The organism is Reyranella soli (assembly GCF_007992495.1).
GTDB classification, from domain to species: domain Bacteria; phylum Pseudomonadota; class Alphaproteobacteria; order Reyranellales; family Reyranellaceae; genus Reyranella; species Reyranella soli.
Window position 1 is genome coordinate 1 of the sequence record NZ_BKAJ01000139.1, and the last position, 23995, is coordinate 23995.

Sequence of the window (23995 nt, forward strand, 5' to 3'; positions counted from 1 at the left end):
AACTCAGGCTCGACTGCAGGAAGGGATAGAGCTCGTTGACCGAGGCGAAGGTGCCGGAAAGGCCGCCGGCGGCACTGAGGATCCGGTAGGTCGTGCGCGGCGCAAAGGTCGACCCCGGCTGGGCATAGACGCTGACCGCGCCGCCCTGCAGCGCCGCCGTGCCGCCGACAGTGATCTGGTCGCTCTGGCCCGCGCCGTTGACCTCGGCGCTGTAGACGCCGCTGCTGCTGAGATTGCCGGAGACGGTCATCGTGCCGATCGAATTGCCCGGAGCGACGACGCCGCTGTTGACGAGGCTGCCGCCGATCGTGCCCGTGCCGCTCAGCGTGCCCATGTTGGCGAAGCTGCCGCCGACCGTGCCGTTGTTGGCGAACATGCCCATGTTGGCCACGCTGCCGGTGATCGTGCCGGTGTTGCTGAAGGTGCCGGTCGCGGTGTTGATCACCGAGCCCGCGAGCGTTCCGGTGTTGCTGGCCGTGGCGGTGTTGGCGAGGCTGCCGTTGAAGGAATTGTTGTTGGTGAAGCTGCCCTGGTTCAGCTGCCACTGGCTCGGCGTGTTGACGGTGCCGTTGTTCACGAAGCTGCCGCCGGCATTGATGGTGACCAGACCGTTGCCGCCGATCGTGCCGTTGTTGGTGAAGCCACCGCCGTTGACCGTGACGTTGCCGACGATCGAGCCATTGTTGCCGACGGTGAGCATGCCGCCGTTCACCACGGTGCCGCCGGCGTAGGAGCCCGCGCCGCCCAGCGTGACGTTGCCGCTCTGCAGCGTCAGGCCGCCTGGCCCGGTGATCGCGCCGCCGAACGTGCCTGAGCCGGTCTGGTTCACCGTCAGATTGCTCATCAAGAAGGTGGGAAAGGTCGACGAGAAGCCATTGGACAGCGTCAGGTTGCCCTGCAGCGCCAACATCGGGATGATCGTCGCGGTCGCGCCGTTGGTGCCGGCGGCCTGGTAGCCGACGAAGCCGTCGATCGGGTCGTAGAGGTAGTTGAGGTTGTTGAAGAAGGTGCGCCCGAGGTTGCTGGCGCCCGCGTTCTGCGTGACCTGCACGCCGAACGGCGTGCTGGGATTGGTCCCGTCGCCCAAGGTGAATGTGTAGGCCGGAGTGGTCTGGCCCGGCAGGTAGACCGACACCGAGCCACTCTGCAGGCAGTTCGACGGCGGGGTTGCCTGGTCACTGCAGGAGGGAAAGGGCACGGAGCCGACCGGGACGGTGTTGCCCGGTGAGTTGACGATCATGTACGAGATGCCGCTGTCGGGCAGCTGGCTCGCCTGACCAAGCGTGTAGGTCTGGCCGTTGGTCGTGATCGACACCGACCCGTTCTGCGAGCTCCATTGCAGCGGGCAGCCCATGCCGGGGGTGCTGCAGTAGGACGGCAGGCCACCGGCCGACGGCAATTGCTGGAACGAGAAGCCGGCGGTGTTCTGGCTGTTGAGGCCGAGCGTCAGGCCCGGGTTCGAGCCGTTCAGGCTGATGATGTAGCCCGGCTGCATGGTGCTGACGTTGACGTTGGTGCCGCTCACCAGCGAGAGCAACGGGTTCATCTGGTAGCTGTTGTTGGCCGGCGTGAGGGTGGCCGGGTTCGAGTTCGGGCCGATCATGATGCCGCCGCGGTCGAAGCCGATGCCGAGCTGCCGGTAGCCGTAGTTGCTGGCCCCCAGGATCGGCACGCGCGCGGTCACAGACTGGCCGTTCTGGCCGTTGATCTGCACGTTCGTGAGGTAGAGCGCGCCTATCGGGTTGGCGCCGCTGGTGCTGTAGGTGATGGTCGCGTAGTTCGCGAGCTGCACGTCGCCGTTGGCCGGCGTGTAGGTGTAATGGTTCGGGTCCGCGACGAGGCCGAGCGAACCTGTATCCAGGATGAAGGGGTTGGTCTTGTTGCCGTTGAGCGTCAGCGAGACGAAGTATATCGGGGGGCCGCCTCGGGGATCGTTAGGCTGGCTGGTGATCGGCACGAAGAACGAGCCGCCGTTGCCGTAGAGGTTCCAGCTCTGGCCGTGCGCCGGAACGCCTGCCAGCGCGAACACAACCGCCACAAAAAGGCGCGCGAGGTGTCTCGCCGAATATTTGAGCACGTCCCTGCACTCCCCCAAAGGATGCGGTGCTCTGGACTGGGAACACCGCACATTTCGGAGTTGTGCCCGAGTTTTAAAAAAATTGCACTGCTAATGTTATTATTGCATTAAGCCGCTTTTGGCAGGCAACAAGCTGCATCGACCGAGCGCCAGCGGATCAGCGGACGGCCATCTCCGATTCGATGAAGCGGACCGCGTCGCCCACCGTGGTCAGCCGCGTCGCCACCCGGTTGGGGATCGCAATGGCGAACCGCTCCTCGCACGACATGACGATCTCGACGACGTCGAGGCTGTCGGCGCCGAGATCCTCCGTCAGCCGGGCGTCGTCGGTGAGACGCCGTTCGTCGGCTCCGAGATGGAACACGAGGATATCCCTGACCTCTGTGGCTACGTCGTTCATCGCACGCTCCCAAGCACACCCACCTATACGGGTGCTAACGTTGGTCGCCGCGGTGCGGCTCTGTGTCCAAGATGGAGCCAATGCCAAGCCGCAGATGCCGTGACGTTTCTGTCACATGTGGCCAGGCGGCGACCGTCTTCGCTACCCAGTAGTCATACGACTCGCCACATGGCGACTCTGTGGCAAAAGCCACCAACAACGACGGACCCCGGCGGCTGGCGCTGCCGGGCTTGCTGTCGATGTACCGCGGGAGTCGACGCGATCAGCTTCGCGTCGGATCGTCCGAGACCTGCACCAGCAGCTTGCCGAAGTTCCTGCCCTTGAGCAGGCCGATGAAGGCCTCGGGGGCATTGTCGATGCCCTTCACGATGTCCTCGCGGTACTTGAGCTTGCCGGATTTCACCAGCGCGGGGACTTCCTTCCAGAACCCCTCCATGTCGGTGAAATGGTCGGAGACGATGAAGCCGGTGACGGTGGCGCGCTTGACCAGCAGCAGGCGCCAGTCGGGACCGGGACTGGGCTGCATCTCGTTGTAGTGCGCGATCAGCCCGCACAAAGGCACGCGCGCGAAGTCGTTGAGCTGCGGCACGACGGCGGCCTGCACCGCACCGCCGACATTCTCGAAGTAGACGTCGATGCCATTAGGGGCGGCGGCGCGGATCTCCTTGAACAGGTTGCCACCGGCCGCGCGGTAGTCGACGCAGGCGTCGAAGCCTAGCTCTTTCACGACGTAGTCGCACTTGTCCTTGCCGCCGGCGATACCGACCGCGCGGCAGCCATGCGCCTTGGCGAGCTGGCCGACCACCGAGCCGACCGCGCCCGACGCCGCCGACACCACCACCGTCTCACCCGCCTTGGGCTTGCCGATCTTCATCAGGCCCCACCACGCGGTCATGCCCGGCATGCCCAATACCGACAAAGCGGCCGACAAGGGCGCAGCATTGGGATCGAGCTTCATCGACATGGCGCCGTTGGACACGGCATGGCTCTGCCAGCCCGCATATTCGACGACATAGTCGCCTTCCTTGAACTTCGGATTTCTTGACTTGATCACCTGCCCGACCGTGCCGCCGACCATGGCGTCGCCCAGATTGACGTTGGCGGCATAACCCTTGGCCTCGGCCATGCGGCCGCGCATGTAGGGGTCGAGCGACAGCCAGATGGTGCGCGACAGATACTCTCCATCCTTAGGCTCGGGGAGGGGCGCATCGACGATGTCGAAGTTGGCCGGCGTCGGCTCGCCTTGCGGGCGCGACTTCAGGAGCACGCGTCGGTTGGTGTTCGTCATTGTCAGTCTCCGATGGTCTGCCGGTGGAACCTCTGCGGCCGTCCGAGCGTTATCGCACGCCGGCAGGAGGCCTGTCTTGAAACTCTCTCCCCTTCTCGTTGCCCTGATCGTCGCTGTCTTCGCCCAGCCCGCGCTGGCGCAGAAGGACAAGGACGACAAACCTGGCCGCGGCGGCGGCCCGGACAAATCCATGCACGGCAAGGGCAACGACAACGCGCCCGGCCAAGGACAAGGTCAGGGCCAGGGCGCGCGCGGCAACCAGCCGGCGGCGCCCGCCAACGTCGTGGTCGCCGATCGTGACCGCAATACCGTCTACACCTATTACCGTAACGACTTCGCGGCCGGGAACTGCCCGCCGGGCCTGGCCAAGAAGAACAACGGCTGCCTGCCGCCGGGCCAGGCCAAGAAGCTGTGGGCGATCGGCCAGCCTCTGCCCGGCACTGTCGTGTTCTATCCGCTGCCCGGACCTCTCCTGATGCAGCTCACGCCGGCGCCTTCCGGCTATCAGTATGTACGCGTCGCCAACGACGTCCTGCTGATGGCGGTCGGCACGCGCCTGATCACGGCGGCGATCGCCGATCTCAGCGCGATGTAGCGCAGGCTTCCAGGAAGCGCTCCGTCATGGCGTCGATCGTGAAGATCGACGCGACGCGCTCGCGGCCCGCCGCACCCAAGCGCCGGCGGAGCTCGGCGTCGAGCACGAGCCGCTCGAGGTTGCGCGCCAGGTCGGTCGCATCGCCTGGTGCGAACAGCAGGCCGGTGTGCGCATCCTCGACGATTTCGGGAAAGGCGCCCGAACGCGCTGCCACGACCGGCAGGCCATAGGCGCCCGCTTCCGCGACGGTCAGGCCGAACGGCTCCTCGACGGCTGGCGCGACCAGGATGTCGACATCGCTGTACAGCCGGTCGCGGTCGGCAACAAAACCCGTCCATCTTACCTGCTCGACAAGGCCGAGTGCCGAGATGCGTGCTTCGATGGTGTCGGAAAAGTCGCCGCCCTTCGTGCCGACGATGTCGAGTCGGCAGTCGACGCCGCGTTGTTTCAGAAGGGAGCAGGCATCGACCAGCACCATGTGCTGCTTCTGCTCGACAATGCGGCCGACAATGGCGAGGCGCAGCGGCGTCCGCTGGACGACAGGCGCCGCGGCCGGAATCGGCACGCCGTTGTGCACGACTTCGAGCTTGGCGGGATCGACGGGCGTACTGCGGGCCCACTCGGCGATGAACTGCGAACAGCACAGCACGCGATCGAGCCGCCGGTCGAGCAGACGGCCGACCCAGCGATGCTGCATCAAGCGCTCAGGCAGCGATTGCAGGAAGAGCGCGCGCCGGGTCCGAAGGATCGAAGCCGAAAGCAGCAGCGTCTGCACGTCGGGCGAGATCACCCAGTCGGGCCGCAGGTCGGCGGCGATGGCGCGAAGCTGGCGTCGCGCCTCGGGCATGCGCCGCAAGGTGTGCCAGGTGAAGACCGCATTGCTGATATAGAATCGGCCGAGCGGCACTTCGTGGTGCGGGATGCCCGCCTCGTCCAAAAGACGCGGCACCTCGCCGTCGGTCCAGCCGCTGACGATCGCGGTTGGCTGATGACCGCGCGCAGCAAGGCCCTTCATCAGTGACAGGAACGCCGTCTCCATGCCGCCGACGGTCCAGCCGCCGGTGAAGAACAGGAACCTCATGATGGCTCGTCGATCAGATGGCCGAGCAGCTCGCCGAGCGTCGCCGCCTGCTTGCCCGACAGGCGCTGACCGACCGCGGCCTCGATGGCACGCGCATAAACCGGCCACATGCGCCGGCGTATCGTCCGACCGGCGTCGGTGATGGCGATAAGGTGGCCGCGGCCGTCGTCGACGCACGGTCGCCGCTCGACGTAGCCCGCGGCTTCGATGCGATCGACCAGGCGCGACAGGTTGTATTGCGCCAGCAGCATGGCCCGCTCGAGCTCGAAGGGCCGCAGGCCGTCCTTGCCGGCACGCTCGGTCTCCAGCAGCACGTCGTACCAGGCGAGCGGCGGCAGCCCCGCCGCCTTCAGCGCGCCCTCCACCGAGCCCAGTGCCCGGTGCTGCGCCTTCATCAGGCGGGCCCATGCCTGGACCGTCGCCTCGGCTGGCTTGTCGCTCATGAGGGCAGCCTATCGGCTCTTGACTCTATATGCAATTGCATCCATTTAGATGCGATTGCATGGAGTTGCCGATGTCTCCCTCCCTGACCCTCGTCAGCCATCACCTCTGCCCTTATGTCCAGCGGGCCGCCATCTCGCTGGCCGAGAAGGCGGTGCCGTTCGAGCGCGTCTACGTCGACCTCGCCGCCAAGCCAGCCTGGTTCCTCGACCTCTCGCCGCTCGGCAAGACACCGGTGCTCAAGGTCGACGACCGAGCCATCTTCGAGAGCGCCGTGATCCTGGAGTATCTCGAGGAAACGCGGCCGCACCCGCTGCACCCCGCCGATCCCCTGCGGCGCGCCGAGCACCGTGCCTGGATCGAGTTCGGGTCGGCGGTCCTGAACGACATCGCCGGCCTCTATTCGGCCAAGGATGAGACGGCCTTCACAACGAAGGCCGAGACGCTGGCTGCGAAGTTCGCGCGGCTGGAGAACCATCTGGGAAAGGGTCCGTGGTTCGACGGCGGCTTCTCGCTGGTCGATGCGGCGTTCGGTCCGGTGTTCCGCTATTTCGACGTGTTCGACCGCATCGGCGCGTTCGGCATCCTGGCCGGCAAGCCCAAGGTAGCCGCCTGGCGCAAGGCCTTGGCGGCGAGGCCGTCGATCAGGCAGGCGGTCGGCGCCGACTACGAGAGTCGCCTGGAGCGCTTTCTCCGCGCACGCAATTCCCACCTCTCGACCTTGGTGAACTAGCCGGCTAAGACCGGTGTAATGAAACGGACATACCTCTGCCTGCCCGGCGCCTGGATGGGTGCCTGGTCGTGGCAATTCGTACTGGAGCGGCTCAGCGCCGCCGGGCATGACGCCCGGGCCCTGCCCTTTCGCGGCGTCGGCGAGCGCGCGGCCGAGCTGTCGCCCGAGCTCGACAACGACGTGTTCGTGGCCGACACGTTGGCGACGCTCGAAGAAGATGACCTCAGGGACATCGTCCTGGTGGGCCACAGCTTCGGCAGCCTGATCGCGAGCCTGGTCACCGACCGCATGCCCGAGCGCATCGGCCATCTCGTGATCGTCGATGGCGGCATCGCCCAGGACGGCCAGTCGATCTTCGGCCGCATTCCGGCTGCGATCGTCGCCAAGCGCCAGAAGCTGGTGCAGGTGGTCAATGGCACCGAAGTGCTGCCTTTCGCACCGGTCGGCAGCCTGATCATCGACGATCCCGAGCTGGCGGCATGGACGCATCGTCAGCTCACGCCGCATCCGGTGGCCTGCTACACCAAGCCGATCCGCCTGAGCAATCCCGCCGGCAACGGCCGGCCCATGACCTACATCGCCTGCACCAAGCCGCGCTATCCGGTGTCGGCCGGCATGCACGAGAAGGTCCAGGCGATGCCGCACATCCGCTACCGGCCGATCGAGGCCGGCCACAACTGCATCATTTCCGCGCCCGACCTGGTGGCGAAGGAGCTGCTGGAGGTCCCGCGATGAGTGAGCAGCTCATGATCCTGATCGCCGGTCCCTACCGCTCCGGCACCAACGACGATCCCGTGCTGATCCAGCGCAACGTCGATGCCATGGAGGACATGGCGCTGAAAGTGTTCCGGCACGGCCATCTGCCAGTGCTGGGCGAGTGGTTCGCCCTGCCTTTGCTGAAGCATGCCGGCTCGAAGAAGACCGGCGACGCCGTATTCGACGAGATCTTCCATCCGGTGGCGCGCGAGCTGGTCGGCAAGTGCGATGCCGTGCTGCGCATCGGCGGGCCGTCGGCCGGCGCCGACGACATGATCGCGACCGGCGAGCGCTTCGGCAAACGCATCTTCCGCGACCTGTCGGAGATCCCCGAACGCAGGCGCTGAGACGATGCGCAGCCCCTTCGCCATCGCGGTCAACGCGCTCGGCATCACCCAGATCACGGCGTGGGGCACCAGCTTCTATTGCCTGGGCGTGCTGGCCAAGCCGATCGCGGCCGAGACCGGCTGGGCCATCAGCACGATCTTCCTGGGCTTCAGCGTGGCGCTGGTGACGATGGGCGTGATCTCGACGTCGGTCGGGCGCTTGATCGACCGCATCGGCGGGCGCGTCGTCATGTCGGCCGGCACGGTGATCGTCTCGCTCGGCCTGTTCGCGCTGGCGCAGGTTCACGGCATCGCCGCCTATTTCGTGGCCTGGGTGGTCGTGGGCATCGGCATGCGCTGCTGCCTCTACGACGCCGCCTTCGCCGCGCTGGTGCAGGTCGTGCCGAGCCGCGGCCGGCTGGCGATCTCCTATCTCACCCTCTACGGCGCCTATGCCTCCACTGTCTTCTGGGTGATCGGCCATTATCTCAACGAGGCCTATGGCTGGCGCGGCACGCTGATGCTGTTCGCGGCGATCAACCTCGTGATCTGCCTGCCGCTGAACTGGCTCGGCCTGTCCTGGCGCGAGACAGGCGCGGTAGCGACGACGGCCAAGCCCGCGGCGTCGACGTCCGAAGGTCCGGCGCTGCAAGGCCGGCAGCGCACCGTCGGCATGATCCTGTTCGCCCTCATCATGTCGCTGAACGGCTTCGTGTTTGGCGTGATCTCGCTCCAGCTCGTCCCCCTGCTCGAGGCGGCGGGGCTGGTCGGGGCAATCGCCGTGTGGGTCGCCTCCCTAAAGGGCCACGGCCAGTTCGGCGGCCGCTTGATAGAAATCTTCTTCGCCAAGAACCTCAAGGCCATGACGGTGGCCCGCATCGCCATCGGCGTGCTGCCGCCCTGCCTGGTGCTGCTGATGGTGGCGCGCGGCGAGCTCTGGCTGCTGGTCGCCTTCACGCTACTGCTGGGCGCCTCACAGGGCGTCATCACCATCGTGCGCGGCGCCGTGCCATTGGCGCTGTTCGGCGCCGAGGGCTACGGCGCGATGCTGGGGCTGATCGCCACGCCGATCCTGCTGGTCAACGCCTTCTCGCCGTCGTTGTTCGCCCTGATCGTCGACCAGATCGGCTGGCACAACGGGCTCTACGTGCTGCTGGGCTGCTCGGTCCTGACCTGGATCGCCATCGAATTGATGTCGCGCTGGTACGAAGGCGCGCGGAGTGCGACAGTGCCGGCCGGGGACAGGACAAGATGATCGGGGGAGGATGCGATGAGCCGTCTCTCGCGCAGGGATGTGGTCACCGCAACGGGCGCGGCGGCGGCAGCGGCGCTGGCGATTGCGCCGCCTGAAGCAGCGGCACAGCAGGCTCCACCGGCGGCTCAACCGACCGTCTATCTCTTCTTCAATACGGACGAAGTCGCCTTCATCGAAGCCGCCCTTTCGCGGCTGATCCCGGCCGACGATCAATGGCCGGGCGCACTGGAAGCGGGCGTCGCCAACTTCATCGACAAGGAGCTGAACGGCGCCTGGGGCGCCGGCGAGCGGCTCTATCGCAGCGGCCCCTGGCAGCCCGGCACGCCGAGCCAGGGCTACCAGCTTCCCTTCACACCCGCCGAACTGTTCCGCACGGCTCTCGCCGCCATCACCAAGGAGCTGGCGCGCGCCGGCACACCCTTCGCTAAAATGAGCGGCGAGCAGCAGGACGCCTATCTGCGCAGCCTCGAAGCGGGGGCCGCGGATCTGGGCGGCGTGCCGTCGGACGTCTTCTTCGCCCATCTGTGGGACGCCCCCGTCGAAGGCTTCTTCAGCGATCCGGTCTATGGCGGCAATCGCGACATGATGGCGTGGAAGATGATCGGTTTCCCCGGCGCCTACGCCTCGTACTACGAAGTGGTCGACCAGCACGGCATGAAGCTCGACCGTGCGCCGACCAGCCTGGCCGAGGACAGCCATGGCCACGTCCATGTGCAGCCAGTCATCCCGGCAGGCCAGCGCTGATGGCTGAGCGGCTGAAGGCGGTAGACGTCGTCACGGTCGGCGTCGGCCTGACGGGCGCCATTTTAGGCAAGGAGCTGGCGGCGACGGGCCTGAAGGTCGTCGGCCTCGAGCGTGGGCCGATGCGCGATACCGTGCCGGACTTCCAGTCGCCCGCCATCCACGACGAGCTGCGCTACGCCGTACGCAAGGCGCTGACCCAGGACAACGTCAAGGAAGCGATGACCTTCCGCAATTCGACAGGCCAGACGGCGCTGCCGATGCGGCGCTGGCAGGGTTTCATGCCGGGCAACGGCCTGGGCGGCGCGGCCGTGCACTGGAACGGGCTCACCTGGCGATTCCAGCCGGCCGACTTCGTCTATCGCACGCATCTCGAGGGCCGCTACGGCAAGGGTTTCGTCGATTCCGATCTCACCATCCAGGATTGGGGCGTCACCTACGCCGAGCTCGAGCCGCACTACGACCGCTTCGAATATCTCTGCGGCACTTCCGGCAAGGCGGGCAACATCAAGGGCGTCGTCCAGGCCGGCGGCAATCCCTTCGAAGGCCCGCGCTCGCGCGAGTACCCGACGCGGCCGATGAAGGAGCCCTACTACGGCGCGCTGTTCCGCAAGGGCGCCGAGAGCCTGGGCTACCATCCCTTCCCTTCGCCCGCCTCGACGCTCAGCGAGCCTTACACCAATCCCGAAGGGCTCTCCCTGCATCAATGCGTGTTCTGCGGCTTCTGCGAGCGCTTCGCCTGCGAGCATTTCGCCAAGGCGAGCCCGCAGACCGTCATCCTGCCGGTGGCCCTGAAGAATCCCGACTATGAGCTGCGCACCGGCTGCCAGGTGCTGCGCGTCAATCTCGACAGCACAGGCAAGAAGTCGACCGGCGTAACCTATGTCGACGCCGCCGGCCGGGAGTACGAGCAACCGGCCGAGTTGGTGCTGATCACGGCCTATTCGCTGAACAACGTGCGCATGCTGCTGAACTCGCGCATCGGCAAGCCCTACGATCCGGTGACCGGCGAAGGCGTCGTCGGCCGTAACTACGCTTTCCAGACCATGAGCTACGCTTCGGTCTTCTATGATCAGGACGTCGTCATCAATCCCTTCATGGCCTCGGGCGCCAGCGGCACGGTGATCGACGACTTCGCCGGCGATAATTTCGACCACAAAGGGCTCGGCTTCATCGGCGGCGCCTATATCAGCGCCACCATGACCGGCGGCCGGCCGATCGAGTTCCATCCAACACCGCCCGGCACGCCGAGCTGGGGCCTGGGTTGGAAGCAGGCGGTGGCGCGCCACTACAACCACACCGTCGTGCTGACCTGCCACGGCTCCTCGCATCCGATGCGCGGCAACTGCCTTGACCTCGATCCGACCTACAAGGATGCGTGGGGCCAGCCGCTGCTGCGCGTGACCTTCGACTTCCCGCAGAACGACGTGCGCATGTCGCGCTACGTCACCGACAAGGCGGTGGGCATCGGCCGCGCCATGGGCGGCAAGATCGTGGCGGGGGCGCCGCGCGAACGCCCTTATGACTCGACGATCTACCAGACGACGCACAACACCGGCGGCGCCATCATGGGCAACGATCCCACGACCAGCGCCGTCAACCGCTACCTGCAGAGCTGGGACGTGCCCAACGTGTTCGTGGTCGGCGCCTCGGCCTATCCGCACAACGCCTCGTACAATCCGACCGGCACGGTCGGCGCCCTCACCTACTGGGCGCTCGACGCGATCAAGAACCGGTACCTGAAGGCGCCGGGAGCGCTGGTGCCGAGATGAAGCTCGGACCCTGGATCGGCGCCGCCGTGGCGATGTTCGGCCTCGCGGCGCAAGCGCAGGACAACCTCAAGCGCGGCGCCGACATTGCCGCCAATGGCGCAGGCGACAACGTCCCAGCCTGCTCCGGGTGCCACGCCCAGAACGGCATCGCCGGCGGCAGCGGCGCCTTTCCCCGGCTGGCCGGGCAGTCCGCCTGGTACATGGCGAGGCAGTTCGCCGACTACGCATCGGGCGCACGCAACAGTGCGCTCATGGGACCGATCGCCAAGGCGCTGTCGGCCGCCGACGGTGCCGCCGTGGCGGCATATTATGCGAGCGCCAAGGGGCCATTCGTGTTCAACAACCGCGCGGACGCCACGCTGATCGAGCGCGGCCGTCAACTGGCACGCGTCGGCGACCAGGCGAAGCAGCTGGCGGCGTGCAACAACTGCCATGGTCCTGGCGGCATCGGAGGCTTTCCTGCGATCCCCTTCCTTGCCGGGCAGTATGCGGACTACATCGCGCTACAATTGCAGATGTGGAAGTCGGGCTCGCGCAAGGACGGCGCCGACAGCATGGCCGACATCGCCAAGCGACTGAGCGACCAGGACATGGCGGCGGTCGCCGCCTATTACCAGCAGCTTCGCGAAGCGCCGACGCAGGCGGCGAAGTAGATCACAACGCCATCGTCATCGTCGGCCACGGCCTTGTTCCACAGTGCGATCACCGTTGACCATCCCTTGCGGTGCAGGTGGCGCCTTCGCTACGGTCCGCCCGCATGAAATTACCTCCTTACCCCATGGTCGAACTCGACCTGTCGGCGCCGTTCGACCAGCACCGCGCCACCGTGCTGCCGGAGTGGATCGACTGGAACGGCCACATGAACGTCGGCTTCTATGTCGTCGCCTTCGACAAGGCGACCGACACGCTGTGCAACCAGTTCGGCTGCAGCTGGGAGTACACGCGCGAGAAGATCGGCATGACCTTCGTGCTCGAGGCGCACGTCACCTACGACCGCGAGGTCAAGGAGGGCGATCCGCTGCGCATCACCAGCCAGATCCTCGACCACGACGCCAAGCGCTTGCATTTCATCCATTGCATGTATCACGAAGCCGAGGGCTATCTCGCCGCCACCAACGAGTTGATGATGATGCACATCGACTACGAGACGCGCCGTTCGGCGCCGTGGCCCGAATGGGCGATGGAGCGCATCGACAAGCTCGCGGCCGCGCACAAGAAGTTGCCGACGCCATCACAGGCCGGCCGTCTCATCGGCATCAAGAGGAAGAAGTAGCGTATGCTCGATTCACTGCCCTACGAGTTGCCCGAGCTGGTCACCCGGGCGCCGCTCGACACTCATACGTCGACGGTGCTGCCCGAATGGGTCGACTGGAACGGCCACATGAACGTCGCCTTCTACGTCACCGCCTTCGACCAGGCCTCGGGCGCCTTCATGCGCAACATGGGGCTGGGCCGGCGTTACGTCGACGGCAAGCTCGGCATGACCTTCGTGCTGGAGACCCACGTCACCTACGACCGCGAGATGCGCGAGGGCGCGCCGATGCGCTTTGCGACGCAGCTTCTCGCGCGCGACGCCAAGAAGGTCCATCTCTTCCACGAGATGTACCACGGCGAGCAGGGCTATCTGGCCGCGACCAACGAGACGATCGTGATGAACATCGACTATGCCAGCCGCCGCTCGGCGCCCTGGCCGATCCCTGTCGCGGCGCGGCTGGAAGAGCTGTGGCAGGCGCACAAGGACCTGCCGCGGCCGGCCAAGGCCGGCCGGGTCATGGCGCTGTCTCAGAAGAAGTGAGGGTCCGGCGATAGGCGGTCGGCGTGATGCCGGTCGCCTTGTGGAAGGCCGTGGTGAACGAGCTCGTCTCGCCGTAGCCCACGATCCGCCCGATATCGGTCACCGACGCCGTGGGCTGTGCCAGCAGATGCTTGGCGCGCTCGATGCGGCGGTTGCTGTGATAGCGATGCGGCGGCAGGCCGACCGACTGCTTGAAGGCGCGACAGAAGTGGTACGGGCTGAGCCCGACCAGCCGCGCCAGAGTGCAAAGCGATATCGGCTCGGCGAGATGCTCTTCGATATAGACCGTGACGGCGCGCTGCTGCCAGGCCGCGAGCCCTCCCTTGGCGAGCGCTTCGCTTCGTGACGTGGCGGTGAGCCGAACGAGCTCATGCGTCAGGACCGTTCCGAGCGCCTCCAGATAGTGGTCGTCGTCGAAGTCCGTATCGTCGATCAGCCGGCCGAGTTTCAGCGCCGTATCCGCGAGGGCCGCATCCTCGAAGGCCATCCGAGGCGCCAAGGGTGGGGATGCCGGCATCGCGGCCGGATCGACATAGACGTAGACGACACGCATGGCCGCGCATGGTTCGTGCCACTCTCGGTACGCGTGACCGGCAGGCACGAAGGCGAGCTTCCGAGGACCCCGCTCGTATGCGGCAAGCAGGTGCCGCGGCCCGCTATAGTGAAAGTCCAGCCTGGCCCGCTTCGTGGCCTGTACGCTTTCGGCGATCATGCCATTCCAGACGCGGCTGCGGCGCTTCACGGCGTCGCTCGGCTGGACCATTACGCCCTGATCGACGATTGGCATGGATGCGACCTCCGACTGCCCTGTGGGCGAGACGGATCCAAGTTATTCCTGCAGGAGCTCGCATTGGAGGTCGCATTGGTATGAGGCGTTCATACGTTGGTCTGGCGGCGCTTCGCCGCCGGGCCGATTGTCGACCGCGGCGGCGAAGCCTCGTGCCGGTCAGCCACGTGTCGGTACGGGGATGTTGGCGTCGCGCAGCCTCTGCTCGAGCACCGGGATCGCCGGCTGGGCGTCGCCCTCGAGGCACTGGGCGATGGCGACGGCGGTCGCGTTGCCGACGTCCGAGCGGCCGTACTTGAAGACGCCGTCGTAGTAGCCGCCCGAATATGTGGCGGCCAGCAGGTGGCAGTACTCCTGATCGCTCATCGGCGACGACATGGGAGTCTGGGCATTGCTGGTCGTGGCGAAGCCGAGGCCGACCACCAAGGCGGTGACTGCGGCAGCGGACAGAGAGGTGAGCTTTTTCATTTGAGGGACCTTTCATCGTTTGCCGGGAAGCGCCGATTGGCTCCCGCGCATGTCGAGGATCTATGGATCCCACCACGCGCTCGCTTGCGCCGGATTGCCGACACTTGCTTGGTGTTGTCGAAAGACGACGCCCGTCAGGCGGTGCGCGCCGGACGCCGGCGCAGCCGATCGAGATAGAGAAACACCACGGGTGTCGTGTAGAGCGTCATGAGCTGGCTGACGACGAGGCCGCCGACGATCGCATAGCCCAGCGGCTGGCGGATCTCCGATCCAGCCCCGCTGCCCAGCATCAGCGGAACGGCGCCCAGCAGAGCCGCCATGGTCGTCATCAGGATCGGCCGGAAGCGCTGGACGCAGGCCTGGTAGATCGCCTGTTCGGGCGACAATCCCTGCTGGCGCTCGGCCTGCAGCGCGAAGTCGACCAGCATGATGCCGTTCTTCTTGACGATGCCGATCAACAGGATGATGCCGACCAAGGCGATGACGCTGAGATCGAAGCCGACCGCCATCAGCATCAGCAGCGCGCCGACTCCAGCCGACGGCAGCGTCGACAGGATCGTCACGGGATGGATGGCGCTCTCGTAGAGCATCCCAAGGATGAGATAGATCACGACCAGGGCGGCCAGGATCAGCAGCGGCGTGCTGGAGAGCGACGCCTGGAAGGCCTGGGCGTTGCCCTGGAAGCCGGTGGCAAGCGATGCGGGCTTGCCGAGCTGGCGTCCCGCCTGCTGGATGGCGGCAACCGCGTCGCCGATCGCGACGCCCGGGGCGAGGTTGAAGGAGATCGTCACCGAGGGGAACTGGCCCTGATGATTGACCACGAGAGGCGAGACCTTCACGTCGCTCTTGGTCAAGGTCTTGAGCGGGACCTGCTGGCCGGCGGCCGAACGCACATAGATGTCGCTCAACGCCTCCGGACCGTTCTGGAAGCGCGGCAGCACCTCCAGGATGACATGATACTGGTTGAGCATGGTGAACATGGTCGACACGATGCGCTGGCCGAAGGCGTCGTTGAGCGTGTTGTCCACCGTCGCCGGCAGGATGCCGTAGCTCGACGCGACCTCACGGTTGACGGCGATGTCGAGCAGCGGACCGGCATTCTCCTGGTCGGTCGTGAGGTCGATGATGCCGGGAATGGCCTTCATCTTCTCCAGGTAGAGCGCGGCCCAGTGATTGAGCTCGCCGGGATCGGAATCGGACAGGGTGAACTGGTACTGCGTCTTGGCGAGCCTGGCGCCGACGGTGATGTCCTGGGCAGCCTGCATGTAGAGCGTGATGCCCTCGACCTTGGCGAGCCGCGCCTGCAGTCGGCGGATGACCTGGTCGGCCGTCGCATCGCGCTGGCCGTACGGCTTCAGCGCGATGAACACGCGCCCGCTGTTGAGGGTGGTGGTGCCACCGCCTGCACCGATCGCCGAGCCGACCGACGCGACCGCCGGGTCCTTGAGCACGGCATCGATCACAGCCTGCTGGCGCTGCACCATTGCCGGATAGGAGATGTCCTGCGCCGCCTCGCTCAGGCCCAGGATCAGGCCGGTGTCCTGCTGCGGGAAGAAGCCCTTGGGAATGACGACATAGAGCCAGCCCGTCAGCACCACCGTGCCGATCATGACCAGCAGCGTGACCAGGCGATGGCGCAGCACGACCTTGAGCCCGGCCTCGTAGAGGCCAAGCAACCCATCGAAGGCGCGCTCGGAAAGCCGGTACAGGCGGCCATGGGCGCCCTGCCTGTCGTGCGGCTTCAGCAGGCGCGCGCACATCATCGGCGTCAGGGTCAGCGAGATCACAAGCGACAGCACCAGCGACACGCTGACCGCGACGGCAAATTCGCGGAACAGCAATCCGACATAGCCGCCCATCAGGAACAGCGGGATGAAGACCGCGATCAGCGACAGCGTGATCGAGACGATGGTGAAGCCGATCTCGCTGGCGCCGGCCAGCGCCGCCTGAACGGGCGAAGCGCCCTGCTCCAGGTGGCGGACCGTGTTCTCGATGACGACGACGGCGTCGTCGACCACGAAGCCGACGGCGATCGACAGCGCCATCAACGACAGATTGTCGAGGCTGTAGCCCAGCTCATAGAGCACGGCGAAGGTGCCGATCAGGGACAGCGGCACGGTAATGGCGGGGATGATCGTCGCCCAGACATTGCGCAGGAAAAGGAAGATCACCATCACCACCAGCGCCACCGTGAGCACGAGCGTGAACTGCACGTCGCTGACCGAGGCACGGATCGTCTCGGTGCGGTCGGAGATGACGTCCACCTTGAGGGATGCCGGCACTGATGCCTGGAGCACCGGCAACATCTCCTTCACCCGCGCGACGGTGTCGATGACGTTGGCTCCCGGTTGACGCTGGACCGCCAGGATGATGGCGCGTTTGTGGTTGAACCAGCCCGCGACCAGGTTGTTTTCCGGCCCGTCGATGGCACGGCCGACGTCGCGCACGCGCACCGGCGAGCCGTTGCGATAGGCGAGGATCAGCGAGTTGTAGGATTCGGGATCGAGCAGCTGGTCGTTGGTGTTGATGGTGTAGGTCTGCCGCGGACCGTTCAGCGTGCCCCTCGGCATGTCCACATTGGCCTGGGCGATGACATTGCGCGCGTCCTCCAGGCTGATGCCGCGCGAGGCGAGCGCCTGCGGATCGAGCTGGACGCGAATCGCGGGCTTCTGCTGGCCGCCGATGCCGACGATGCCGACGCCGGGGATCTGCGAGATCTTCTGGACCAGGATGTTCTCGGCATAGGCGTCGACGACGGTCAGCGGCAAGCTGTCGGAGGTGACGGCGAGCACCAGGATCGGCGTGTCCGCCGGGTTCACCTTGCGGATGGTCGGTGGGTAGGGCAGCCCGGTCGGCAGTTGCGCCGATGCCGCGTTGATGGCCGAGAGCGCATCGGTCGCTGCCCCGTCGATCGAGCGGCCGAGGTCGAACTGCAGGGTGATCTGAGTGAAGCCCAGCGCGCTCGCCGAGGTCATCTGGACCAGGCCCGGGATCTGCCCGAACTGCAGCTCGAGCGGCGTCGCCACTGACGAGGCCATGGTCTGCGGATCGGCGCCGGGAAGCTGGGCGGTGACCTGGAGCGTCGGATAGTTGACGTTGGGCAGCGAGGCCACCGGCAGCAGCGGATAGGCCGCCAGCCCGGCCAGCAACACGCCCACCATCAGCATCACCGTTGCGATCGGACGGGCAATAAAGGGGGCCGAGAGGTTCATGGGATGGGCGTGCGCTGCAGGCTCTGCGCCGCCGCGTCCTGGGCTGCCTTGCCATGCAGAAGCGTGACGCGGCTGCCTTCCTGCAAGCGATACTGGCCGTCGACCACGACCTGCTCGCCGGCAGAAAGCCCGGCGGTGATCAGCACCTGGCCGCCGCTCACCTGGCCAACCATCACCGGACGCAGCGCCACCGTGCCGTCCGGCGCGATGACGTAGACATACGCGCCCTGTTGTCCCTGCTGCACGGCCGAGGCGGCCACGGTCAGGCCGTCGTGGCGGACTTCCAGCTGCAGCCAGATATTGATCAGCTCGCCCGGCCACAGCCGGTGCGCCGTGTTGGCAAATTCGGCCTTGAGGCGGACCGTGCCGGTCGTCTGCAGGATCTCGTTGTCGAGCAGGGCGAGGCGGCCGCGATCGAGCTCGATCGTATCATCCTGGCTGTAGGCCAGCACCGAGAGCGGCCCGCGGGCCATCTGCTGCTGGATCTGCGGCAGATCGGTCTCGGGCAACGTGAAGATCACCGAGATCGGCTCGATCTGGGTGACGACCACCAGGCCGTTGGCGTCCGTCGGATGGATGATGTTGCCGATGTCGATCTGGCGCACGCCGGTGATGCCGTTGATCGGCGAGGTGAGTCGGGTGTAGCCGAGCTGGACCGACGCCGCCTCGATCAGGGCCTCGTCGGCCTTGATGGCGCTGTTGAGTTGCGCGACCTGCGCCTTCTGGGTGTCGACGAGCTGCTGGCTCGCCCAACCCTTGGCGCCAAGATCGGCATAGCGCCCGAGGTTGGCTTCGGCGTTGGCGAGCTGGGCGCGATCGCGATCCCGCATGGCCGTCACCTGGTCGAGCTGTGCCTGGAATGGACGCGGATCGATCTCGGCTAGAAGGTCGCCGGCATGCACTGCTTGGCCTTCGGTGAAGGCGATGCGTGTCAGCTGGCCCTGGATCTGGCTGTGCACCACCACCGTGTTGTAGGCGATCACTGTGCCGACGCCGCGCAGGTAGATCGGCACGTCCCCGCGCGTGACCGTGCCGGCAACGATCGGCACGGCGGGGGCGACCGGCGGAGCTGCCGGCCCATGCTCGCCGATCCATCGATGCGCCGCGGCAAGACCGCCAACCGCCGCGAGGACGACCGCCAGGCCAATGACAGCCAACTTGTTCGTTCGTCGCATCGCCGCGCCTCCCCTCTGTCAGCAGCCGCCGGGCGACGTGGCCGCACCCGCGGAAGGAACCGACATGGTTACGCAGGACACTGCCGCCGGCGCCGACATCGCCGATGGCGCAGTAGCGGCCGGCGCGACGAAGGCGGGCGCCGCGGCCGGCTCTGCCAAGGGGACGAGGGTGGGCACCGGGTCGGGCAGCGGGCTGAGGCCACCGCCGCCAAGCTCGACGGAGCCGAGAGGAATCCCCAACCGGCCCACCGTCTGCTGCGACGTCATGGGCATTGGCGCGGACGCCGATGCCGAGGGGTTCGTCATGGTGCTGGCGGCTGTCGTCGGACAGTTTCCCGCGGCCATCGTCGTCATGCCGCCGCCGTCGAATGTCGTGCCCCCGGTCGTGTCGGCGCCAGACGAACCAGCGGTCGGACAGGTGATCGCCATGCTGCCGGGCATTGCGATCGAGGACACGTCCGGGAGCGGGCCGATGCCGGGCGAGGCAAGCTCGGTCGCTCCCATGGGAATACCGGTTGGGCCAACCGGCGTGCCGGGCCCGAGGCCCAAAGGCGACGTCACGCCGAGCGGCGATGCCAGGGTCGGGCTTTGGCCGGCGATCTGCGCCATTGCCGATCCGCAACAGAAGACGACGGACAAGGCGATCGGCAGGACGATGTAGCGATTCATGGTGACTGCCCCCGGGCTGATGCGGGCAGACACCATGTGGCCCCCGCCCTCCATCACACCCTGAGCCGACGCGCGCGCTGGAGCCATCGCCTATTCGTCTGCGGCGATTAGACTTCCGTATAGTTCACCTGACCGACGTGCGGTCAGGGCGGCGAGGCCAACCTTTCCAACGCCTCACCACTCAGACGGTACGGCAGCCAGTTGCGGATCCACTTGAAGCCCAGGCGCTCGTAGAAGGCGCGCGCCGGGTTCCAGTCGAGCACGTTGAGGTCGATGCGCTTGTATCCTTTGGCAACGCACTCCTGCGCCAGCGCCTGCATCAGCGCGCGCGCCACGCCGCCGCGGCGCTCCTCGGGCACCACCCAGATATCCTCGATGAAGATGCCACGCGCGGCGGTCCATACGGAGTAGTTGAAGGTGTAGAGCACGAAGCCCACGGGCGTGCCGCCGCGCTCGGCGATCAGGGCGGCGAATTGCGGGTCCTTGCCGAAACCGTCGCGCGCCAGCGACTGCGGCGTCGCGGTGACGGCGTCGGGTTCGTCCTCGTAGCTCGCGAGATCGACCGAGAAGCGATGCAGCAGCTCGACATCATTGACTGTCGCCAGACGGACGGTGACAGCAGCAACGGGCGACTTGTCGTTCATGTCGTGGCGGCCTCCTTCAATGCTTCGCGGATCGCGGCCTCGTCGCCGATGTGGTTGACCAGCAGCAGGATCAGCCGCGCGTCGAAGTCGCGGCACTGCTCGTCGCTCAGGCCCTTATGGGCATCGATGATGGCGTTGTAGATGTCGTCGGGTCGGGCGAGGTTCAGGGTTCGTCGCAAGGCGGTCATGCGGGGCTCCTGCCCGTGTTACGTCCTTGGGCACGCTCGACGGCGGCAGTGATGGCAGCGGGGTCCGGGCTGCGCCAGCGCGCCGCGACGTAGCGGTCGGGACGGATCAGATAGGTCGTGCCAGGACGGGCATCGTAGCGCCGCCAGGCCAGGCCATTGCCGCCGACCGCGATGCCGGTGACGCCGTCCGGCGGCTCGACCCGGTCCTGGCCGAACGTCAGCAGGTTGAAGTCGCGGCCGAGCCGGTCGATCAGCCAGCCCCCATTTTCGCCTTTTAGGCCGACTGGCGCGTCGAGCATCGCCCGCCCCGGCCCCGGGCCGCCGACCCAGTCGCCGTCGCGGTCCGGCGTGTCGAGCGGCGACTCTGGCTGCAGCGTCGGCACCGACAGGCGACCGCTGTTGATCAAGGCACGGGCGAAGGGGAAGTCGCGCGCCAGGGCGAGCGCGGCGTCGCGAAAGGCGCGCGAAGCCGGGAACTTGGGCGTGATGAAATCGGTGCTGCGCGTCGAATTGAGGATGTTCTCGCGCGCCGCCGCGCGACGCTCGCTGTCGTAGGAGTCGAGCAGCGCTTCAGGGGCCTTGCCGGTCACGATCAGGGCGAGCTTCCAGGCGAGGTTGTCGACGTCGGCGATTGCGCCGTTGCCGCCACGCGCGCCGAACGGCGAGACGACATGGGCGGCATCGCCGGCGAAGACCACGCGGCCATGCATGAAGCGCTGCATCATGCGGCAGGTGAAGGTGTAGACGCTGGTCCATTCATGCTCCCAGCGCGCCTCGGGGCCGAACATCAGGCGCAGCCGGCAATCGATGTTCTCGGTCTTCTTCTCCTCCTCGGCATCGGCGTCGTGGCCAAGCTGGAAGTCGACACGCAGCACGTTGTCGGCCTGGCGGTGCAGCAGCACCGAGTTGGTCGGATGGAAGGGTGGGTAGAACCAGAAGCGCCGCTCCTTGGGCAGCTCATCGAGCAGGCGGATATCGGCAATCAGGAACTGGTCGTGGAAGACCTCGCCTTCGAACGCCAGGCCCAGCATGTGGCGCACCGGGCTGCGCACGCCGTCGCAGGCGACCAGCCATTCGGCCTCGAGAGTGTAGCGGCCGTCCGGCGTTTCGACCTCGACCACGACATGATCGTCATGCGGCATGACGCCGACGACCTTGTTGAGGACGCGCATCTCGATCGCAGGCTCGGCGAGGCAGCGCTCGTATAAGAATTCCTCGACGTAGTACTGCTGCAGATTCACGAAGGCCGGGAACTTATGGCCAGGCTCGGGCTGCAGGTTGAAGCGGTAGACGGCCTGGTCGCCGAGATAGACCTCGCCCTGCTCCCAGGTGATGCCCTTGTCGACCATGCGTTGGGCAATGCCGAAGCGGTCCCACACTTCGAGGCTGTGCTTGGCCTGGCAGATCGAGCGGCTGCCGAAGCTCACCGTATCGTCCTCGTCGAGCACGACCGTCGGCACGCCTCGCGCGGCGAGCTCGAGCGCCAAGGTCGGACCCGCCATGCCGGCGCCGACGATGACCACGGGCCGACGCGCGGCCTTGCCGTCGAGCTCAGGTGGACGGCGATAAGGGTAATGCTGGTAAGTGTAAGAACTCATCGGAGCGCGGACCTCCAGGTCCGCTCATGAATCATGATGCGGACCTGAAGGTCCGCGCTCCGCATGAGCGGCTTGGCGCTCGCATGATCACGCCTTCTCCAGCGCCGACCACATCTCGATGTCGCGCTCGGCGGTCCAGATGCGCGGGTGGTCGAGGCCCTTGGCCTCATCGTAGGCGCGCGATACGTCGAACGGCATGCAATGCTCGAAGATCACCCAGTTGCCGTAGCGCGGCTGCAGGGCGACCATCGCCTTGTCGTAGGCCTGCTTCAGCGAATCGCCGGCCTCGGCGCTGCGCGATACCGCGTTGTAGAGATCGCCCAGGAAGGCCTGCGTACCGGCGATGCCTTCCTCGACGGCGCCTTCGCCCATCAGCGCGTCGCCGCGGCCCGGCACGAGGGCGAGCGCCTTGAGGTCGCGCAGCTTCTGCAGGGTCTCGGGCCAGTCCTTGTAATGGGCGTCGCCGGCATAAGGCGTGGCGCCGTATTCGACCAGGTCGCCGCTGAACAGGGTGCGCTCCTCGGGCAGCCAGACGATGGTGTCGCCCTTGGTGTGGCCGCGGCCGGCATGGATGATGTCGACCTGCAGCTTGCCCAGCCACAGCGACATGCGGTCGGCGAAGGTGATGGTGGGCCAGGTCAGGCCGGGGATGGTCTCGGCGGCGTCGAACAGGCGCGGGAAGCGCTGCAGCTCGGACTTGTAGTCCTGCGCGCCGCGCTCAACGATCATCTCCCGTGTGGCCTCGCTGCAAATAATGTGTTGCGGCGCGAAGCCCGAGGCGCCCAGCACGCGCACCGCATGATAATGCGACAGCACCACGTACTTGATCGGCTTGTCGGTGACGGTGCGGATGTACTCGATGACCTTGTGCGCCATCTTGGGGGTCGCCTGCGCATCAACCACCAGCACCGCGTCATCGCCGACCACGATGCCGGTGTTGGGATCACCCTCGGCGGTGAAGGCGTAAGCATGCTCCGACAGGCGGCTGAAGGTGATCTTCTTCTCCGCCATATCCGCCTGCGAGGCGAAGGCCCGGGCCATCGATCTGTCTCCTTGTTCTTTTTCGTCCGACGACGGCCGCAGTATAGCTCAGTCCGAGCCGAACCTGTGATAACGCGCCCGGTCGCCGGTTCGTACGGTGACCTCGAAGGCGTCGTTGTCACGCTCCATGCGCAGGGTGACCGCCGTGCCCGCCGGGCCGCTGGCCCACAGCTTGCGATAGAAGTCGGCGACATCGTCGAGCACGTCGCCGTTCAGGGCATGCAGGATGTCGCCGCGCTGCAGACCGGCGCGATCGGCTGGGCCGCCGTCGGAGATGCCGCCGACCATGAGCTGGCCCATGTGCTCGAGTGTGTAGAGGCCGAGCCAGGGACGCGGCGGCGTCGCCAGCCGGCCCTTCGTCACGAGTTCCTGGAAGATCGGCTTCAGACGATTGATGGGCACGTACATGTTGCCGGGGAAGGCCGGTGCGCCCGGACCCAGCGCCTCCTGCACCAGCAGCGAGCCGATGCCGAGCAGCGAGCCGTCCTGCCCGATCAGCGCAGAGCCGCCCCACAGCGGATAGGCCGGCACGGTGAAGATGGCGTTGTCCAAAAGGTATTCCCAGTAGCCGGCGAACTCTCGGCGGCCGGCAACCTTGACCCTGAGCGTCGCCTTCTCGCCGCCCAGGCCTGCGACGTAGGCCTCGCTGCGCAGCTCCAACGAATCGGAATCGCCGAACGTCAGGGGCTTGAGCCGGATAGGCTGCTCGGTGCGCACCAGGCCGAAGCCGCTTTCGTAGTCGTAGCCGACGATGTAGGCGGGCCAGTCATTGCCGTCGACGTCGGTGATGGTGACGGTGTCGGCTTCCATGATCAGGTAGCCGATGGTGACGATAAGGCCGTCCTCGCCGATCAGGGCGCCGTGGCCCTCGCGCTCGGTGCCCAGCGTCTGGGCCGTGCGGCGGTCCTTGGGGATGGTTGTCCGCAAGCCGACCACGGCGGGCAGCGCTCCGG

The 23995-nt window shown here is 66.5% G+C and carries 24 protein-coding genes and 1 pseudogene; 11 read left to right on the top strand and 14 right to left on the bottom strand.

Annotated features, from left to right (window positions below):
• The 3 genes and pseudogenes from RSO01_RS34400 to curA form a co-directional block, all read right to left on the bottom strand.
• Positions 1 to 2029 (bottom strand): annotated as a pseudogene (locus RSO01_RS34400) (hypothetical protein); the annotation flags it as partial.
• Between the two features lie 205 nt (positions 2030 to 2234).
• Positions 2235 to 2477: an acyl carrier protein gene (gene acpP, locus RSO01_RS34405; RefSeq protein ID WP_147155127.1), complete on the bottom strand. Its 243-nt coding sequence runs from the start codon at positions 2475 to 2477 to the stop codon at positions 2235 to 2237.
• A 262-nt stretch (positions 2478 to 2739) separates the two neighbouring features.
• Positions 2740 to 3765: an NADPH-dependent curcumin/dihydrocurcumin reductase gene (gene curA / locus RSO01_RS34410; protein ID WP_147155128.1), complete on the bottom strand. Its 1026-nt coding sequence runs from the start codon at positions 3763 to 3765 to the stop codon at positions 2740 to 2742.
• Positions 3766 to 3841: 76 nt separating this feature from the next.
• Here curA and RSO01_RS34415 point away from each other — a divergent pair, with 76 nt between their 5' ends.
• Positions 3842 to 4360, top strand: a complete 519-nt coding sequence (locus RSO01_RS34415) for a hypothetical protein (RefSeq protein WP_147155129.1) — start codon at positions 3842 to 3844, stop codon at positions 4358 to 4360.
• On the opposite strand, the gene RSO01_RS34420 is transcribed toward RSO01_RS34415, so the two are convergent.
• Positions 4347 to 5441, bottom strand: a complete 1095-nt coding sequence (locus RSO01_RS34420) for a glycosyltransferase family 4 protein (protein ID WP_147155130.1) — start codon at positions 5439 to 5441, stop codon at positions 4347 to 4349. The genes RSO01_RS34415 and RSO01_RS34420 overlap by 14 nt on opposite strands.
• Complete coding sequence (locus RSO01_RS34425; protein WP_147155131.1) at positions 5438 to 5884, bottom strand: MarR family winged helix-turn-helix transcriptional regulator; 447 nt, start codon at positions 5882 to 5884, stop codon at positions 5438 to 5440. The genes RSO01_RS34420 and RSO01_RS34425 overlap by 4 nt, the downstream gene beginning before the upstream one ends.
• A gap of 71 nt (positions 5885 to 5955) precedes the next feature.
• Between RSO01_RS34425 and RSO01_RS34430 the strand changes: the two genes are divergently transcribed.
• The 9 genes from RSO01_RS34430 (at position 5956) to RSO01_RS34470 (ending at position 13260) form a co-directional block, all read left to right on the top strand.
• The gene (locus RSO01_RS34430; protein WP_147155132.1) at positions 5956 to 6615 is read left to right on the top strand and encodes a glutathione S-transferase family protein; all 660 of its coding nucleotides are present in this window, start codon (positions 5956 to 5958) and stop codon (positions 6613 to 6615) included.
• A gap of 18 nt (positions 6616 to 6633) precedes the next feature.
• Entirely contained in the window at positions 6634 to 7350 is a 717-nt protein-coding gene (locus tag RSO01_RS34435) for an alpha/beta fold hydrolase (protein WP_147155133.1), read from the top strand.
• Positions 7347 to 7718, top strand: coding sequence for a DUF4406 domain-containing protein (locus RSO01_RS34440; RefSeq protein WP_170303572.1), 372 nt, complete (start codon positions 7347 to 7349; stop codon positions 7716 to 7718). Before RSO01_RS34435 ends, RSO01_RS34440 begins: the two co-directional genes overlap by 4 nt.
• Before the next feature lie 4 nt (positions 7719 to 7722).
• The gene (locus RSO01_RS34445; protein ID WP_147155134.1) at positions 7723 to 8952 is read left to right on the top strand and encodes an MFS transporter; all 1230 of its coding nucleotides are present in this window, start codon (positions 7723 to 7725) and stop codon (positions 8950 to 8952) included.
• Between the two features lie 15 nt (positions 8953 to 8967).
• Complete coding sequence (locus RSO01_RS34450) at positions 8968 to 9696, top strand: gluconate 2-dehydrogenase subunit 3 family protein (protein ID WP_147155135.1); 729 nt, start codon at positions 8968 to 8970, stop codon at positions 9694 to 9696.
• Positions 9696 to 11465: a GMC family oxidoreductase gene (locus RSO01_RS34455; RefSeq protein ID WP_147155136.1), complete on the top strand. Its 1770-nt coding sequence runs from the start codon at positions 9696 to 9698 to the stop codon at positions 11463 to 11465. Before RSO01_RS34450 ends, RSO01_RS34455 begins: the two co-directional genes overlap by 1 nt.
• The gene (locus RSO01_RS34460) at positions 11462 to 12118 is read left to right on the top strand and encodes a c-type cytochrome (protein WP_147155137.1); all 657 of its coding nucleotides are present in this window, start codon (positions 11462 to 11464) and stop codon (positions 12116 to 12118) included. The genes RSO01_RS34455 and RSO01_RS34460 overlap by 4 nt, the downstream gene beginning before the upstream one ends.
• A gap of 104 nt (positions 12119 to 12222) precedes the next feature.
• Complete coding sequence (locus RSO01_RS34465; protein ID WP_218037548.1) at positions 12223 to 12738, top strand: thioesterase family protein; 516 nt, start codon at positions 12223 to 12225, stop codon at positions 12736 to 12738.
• 3 nt (positions 12739 to 12741) lie between these two features.
• A complete protein-coding gene (locus tag RSO01_RS34470; protein WP_147155138.1) occupies positions 12742 to 13260 on the top strand; it encodes a thioesterase family protein in 519 nt (172 codons plus the stop codon).
• Here RSO01_RS34470 and RSO01_RS34475 read toward each other — a convergent pair.
• The 4 genes from RSO01_RS34475 to RSO01_RS34490 form a co-directional block, all read right to left on the bottom strand.
• Positions 13235 to 14047: an AraC family transcriptional regulator gene (locus tag RSO01_RS34475; protein WP_147155139.1), complete on the bottom strand. Its 813-nt coding sequence runs from the start codon at positions 14045 to 14047 to the stop codon at positions 13235 to 13237. The two genes, RSO01_RS34470 and RSO01_RS34475, sit on opposite strands and share 26 nt — an antisense overlap.
• Before the next feature lie 159 nt (positions 14048 to 14206).
• Positions 14207 to 14515, bottom strand: a complete 309-nt coding sequence (locus RSO01_RS34480) for a hypothetical protein (protein WP_147155140.1) — start codon at positions 14513 to 14515, stop codon at positions 14207 to 14209.
• Between the two features lie 134 nt (positions 14516 to 14649).
• Complete coding sequence (locus RSO01_RS34485; protein ID WP_147155141.1) at positions 14650 to 17727, bottom strand: efflux RND transporter permease subunit; 3078 nt, start codon at positions 17725 to 17727, stop codon at positions 14650 to 14652.
• Positions 17724 to 18902: an efflux RND transporter periplasmic adaptor subunit gene (locus RSO01_RS34490; protein WP_147155142.1), complete on the bottom strand. Its 1179-nt coding sequence runs from the start codon at positions 18900 to 18902 to the stop codon at positions 17724 to 17726. Before RSO01_RS34490 ends, RSO01_RS34485 begins: the two co-directional genes overlap by 4 nt.
• A 64-nt stretch (positions 18903 to 18966) precedes the next feature.
• Here RSO01_RS34490 and RSO01_RS34495 point away from each other — a divergent pair, with 64 nt between their 5' ends.
• Positions 18967 to 19563: a hypothetical protein gene (locus RSO01_RS34495; protein WP_147155143.1), complete on the top strand. Its 597-nt coding sequence runs from the start codon at positions 18967 to 18969 to the stop codon at positions 19561 to 19563.
• Positions 19564 to 19714: 151 nt separating this feature from the next.
• Here the strand turns inward: RSO01_RS34495 and RSO01_RS34500 are convergent, their stop codons facing one another.
• The 5 genes from RSO01_RS34500 to RSO01_RS34520 form a co-directional block, all read right to left on the bottom strand.
• On the bottom strand, positions 19715 to 20215 hold the full coding sequence (locus tag RSO01_RS34500) for a GNAT family N-acetyltransferase (RefSeq protein WP_147155144.1): 501 nt from the start codon (positions 20213 to 20215) through the stop codon (positions 19715 to 19717).
• Positions 20212 to 20403, bottom strand: a complete 192-nt coding sequence (locus RSO01_RS34505) for a DUF2783 domain-containing protein (protein WP_147155145.1) — start codon at positions 20401 to 20403, stop codon at positions 20212 to 20214. The genes RSO01_RS34500 and RSO01_RS34505 overlap by 4 nt, the downstream gene beginning before the upstream one ends.
• Positions 20400 to 22001, bottom strand: a complete 1602-nt coding sequence (locus tag RSO01_RS34510; protein WP_147155146.1) for an FAD-dependent oxidoreductase — start codon at positions 21999 to 22001, stop codon at positions 20400 to 20402. Before RSO01_RS34510 ends, RSO01_RS34505 begins: the two co-directional genes overlap by 4 nt.
• Before the next feature lie 87 nt (positions 22002 to 22088).
• On the bottom strand, positions 22089 to 23042 hold the full coding sequence (locus RSO01_RS34515; RefSeq protein ID WP_147155147.1) for an MBL fold metallo-hydrolase: 954 nt from the start codon (positions 23040 to 23042) through the stop codon (positions 22089 to 22091).
• 48 nt (positions 23043 to 23090) lie between these two features.
• The gene (locus tag RSO01_RS34520) at positions 23091 to 23978 is read right to left on the bottom strand and encodes a S1C family serine protease (protein ID WP_218037549.1); all 888 of its coding nucleotides are present in this window, start codon (positions 23976 to 23978) and stop codon (positions 23091 to 23093) included.
• Positions 23979 to 23995: the final 17 nt, after the last annotated feature.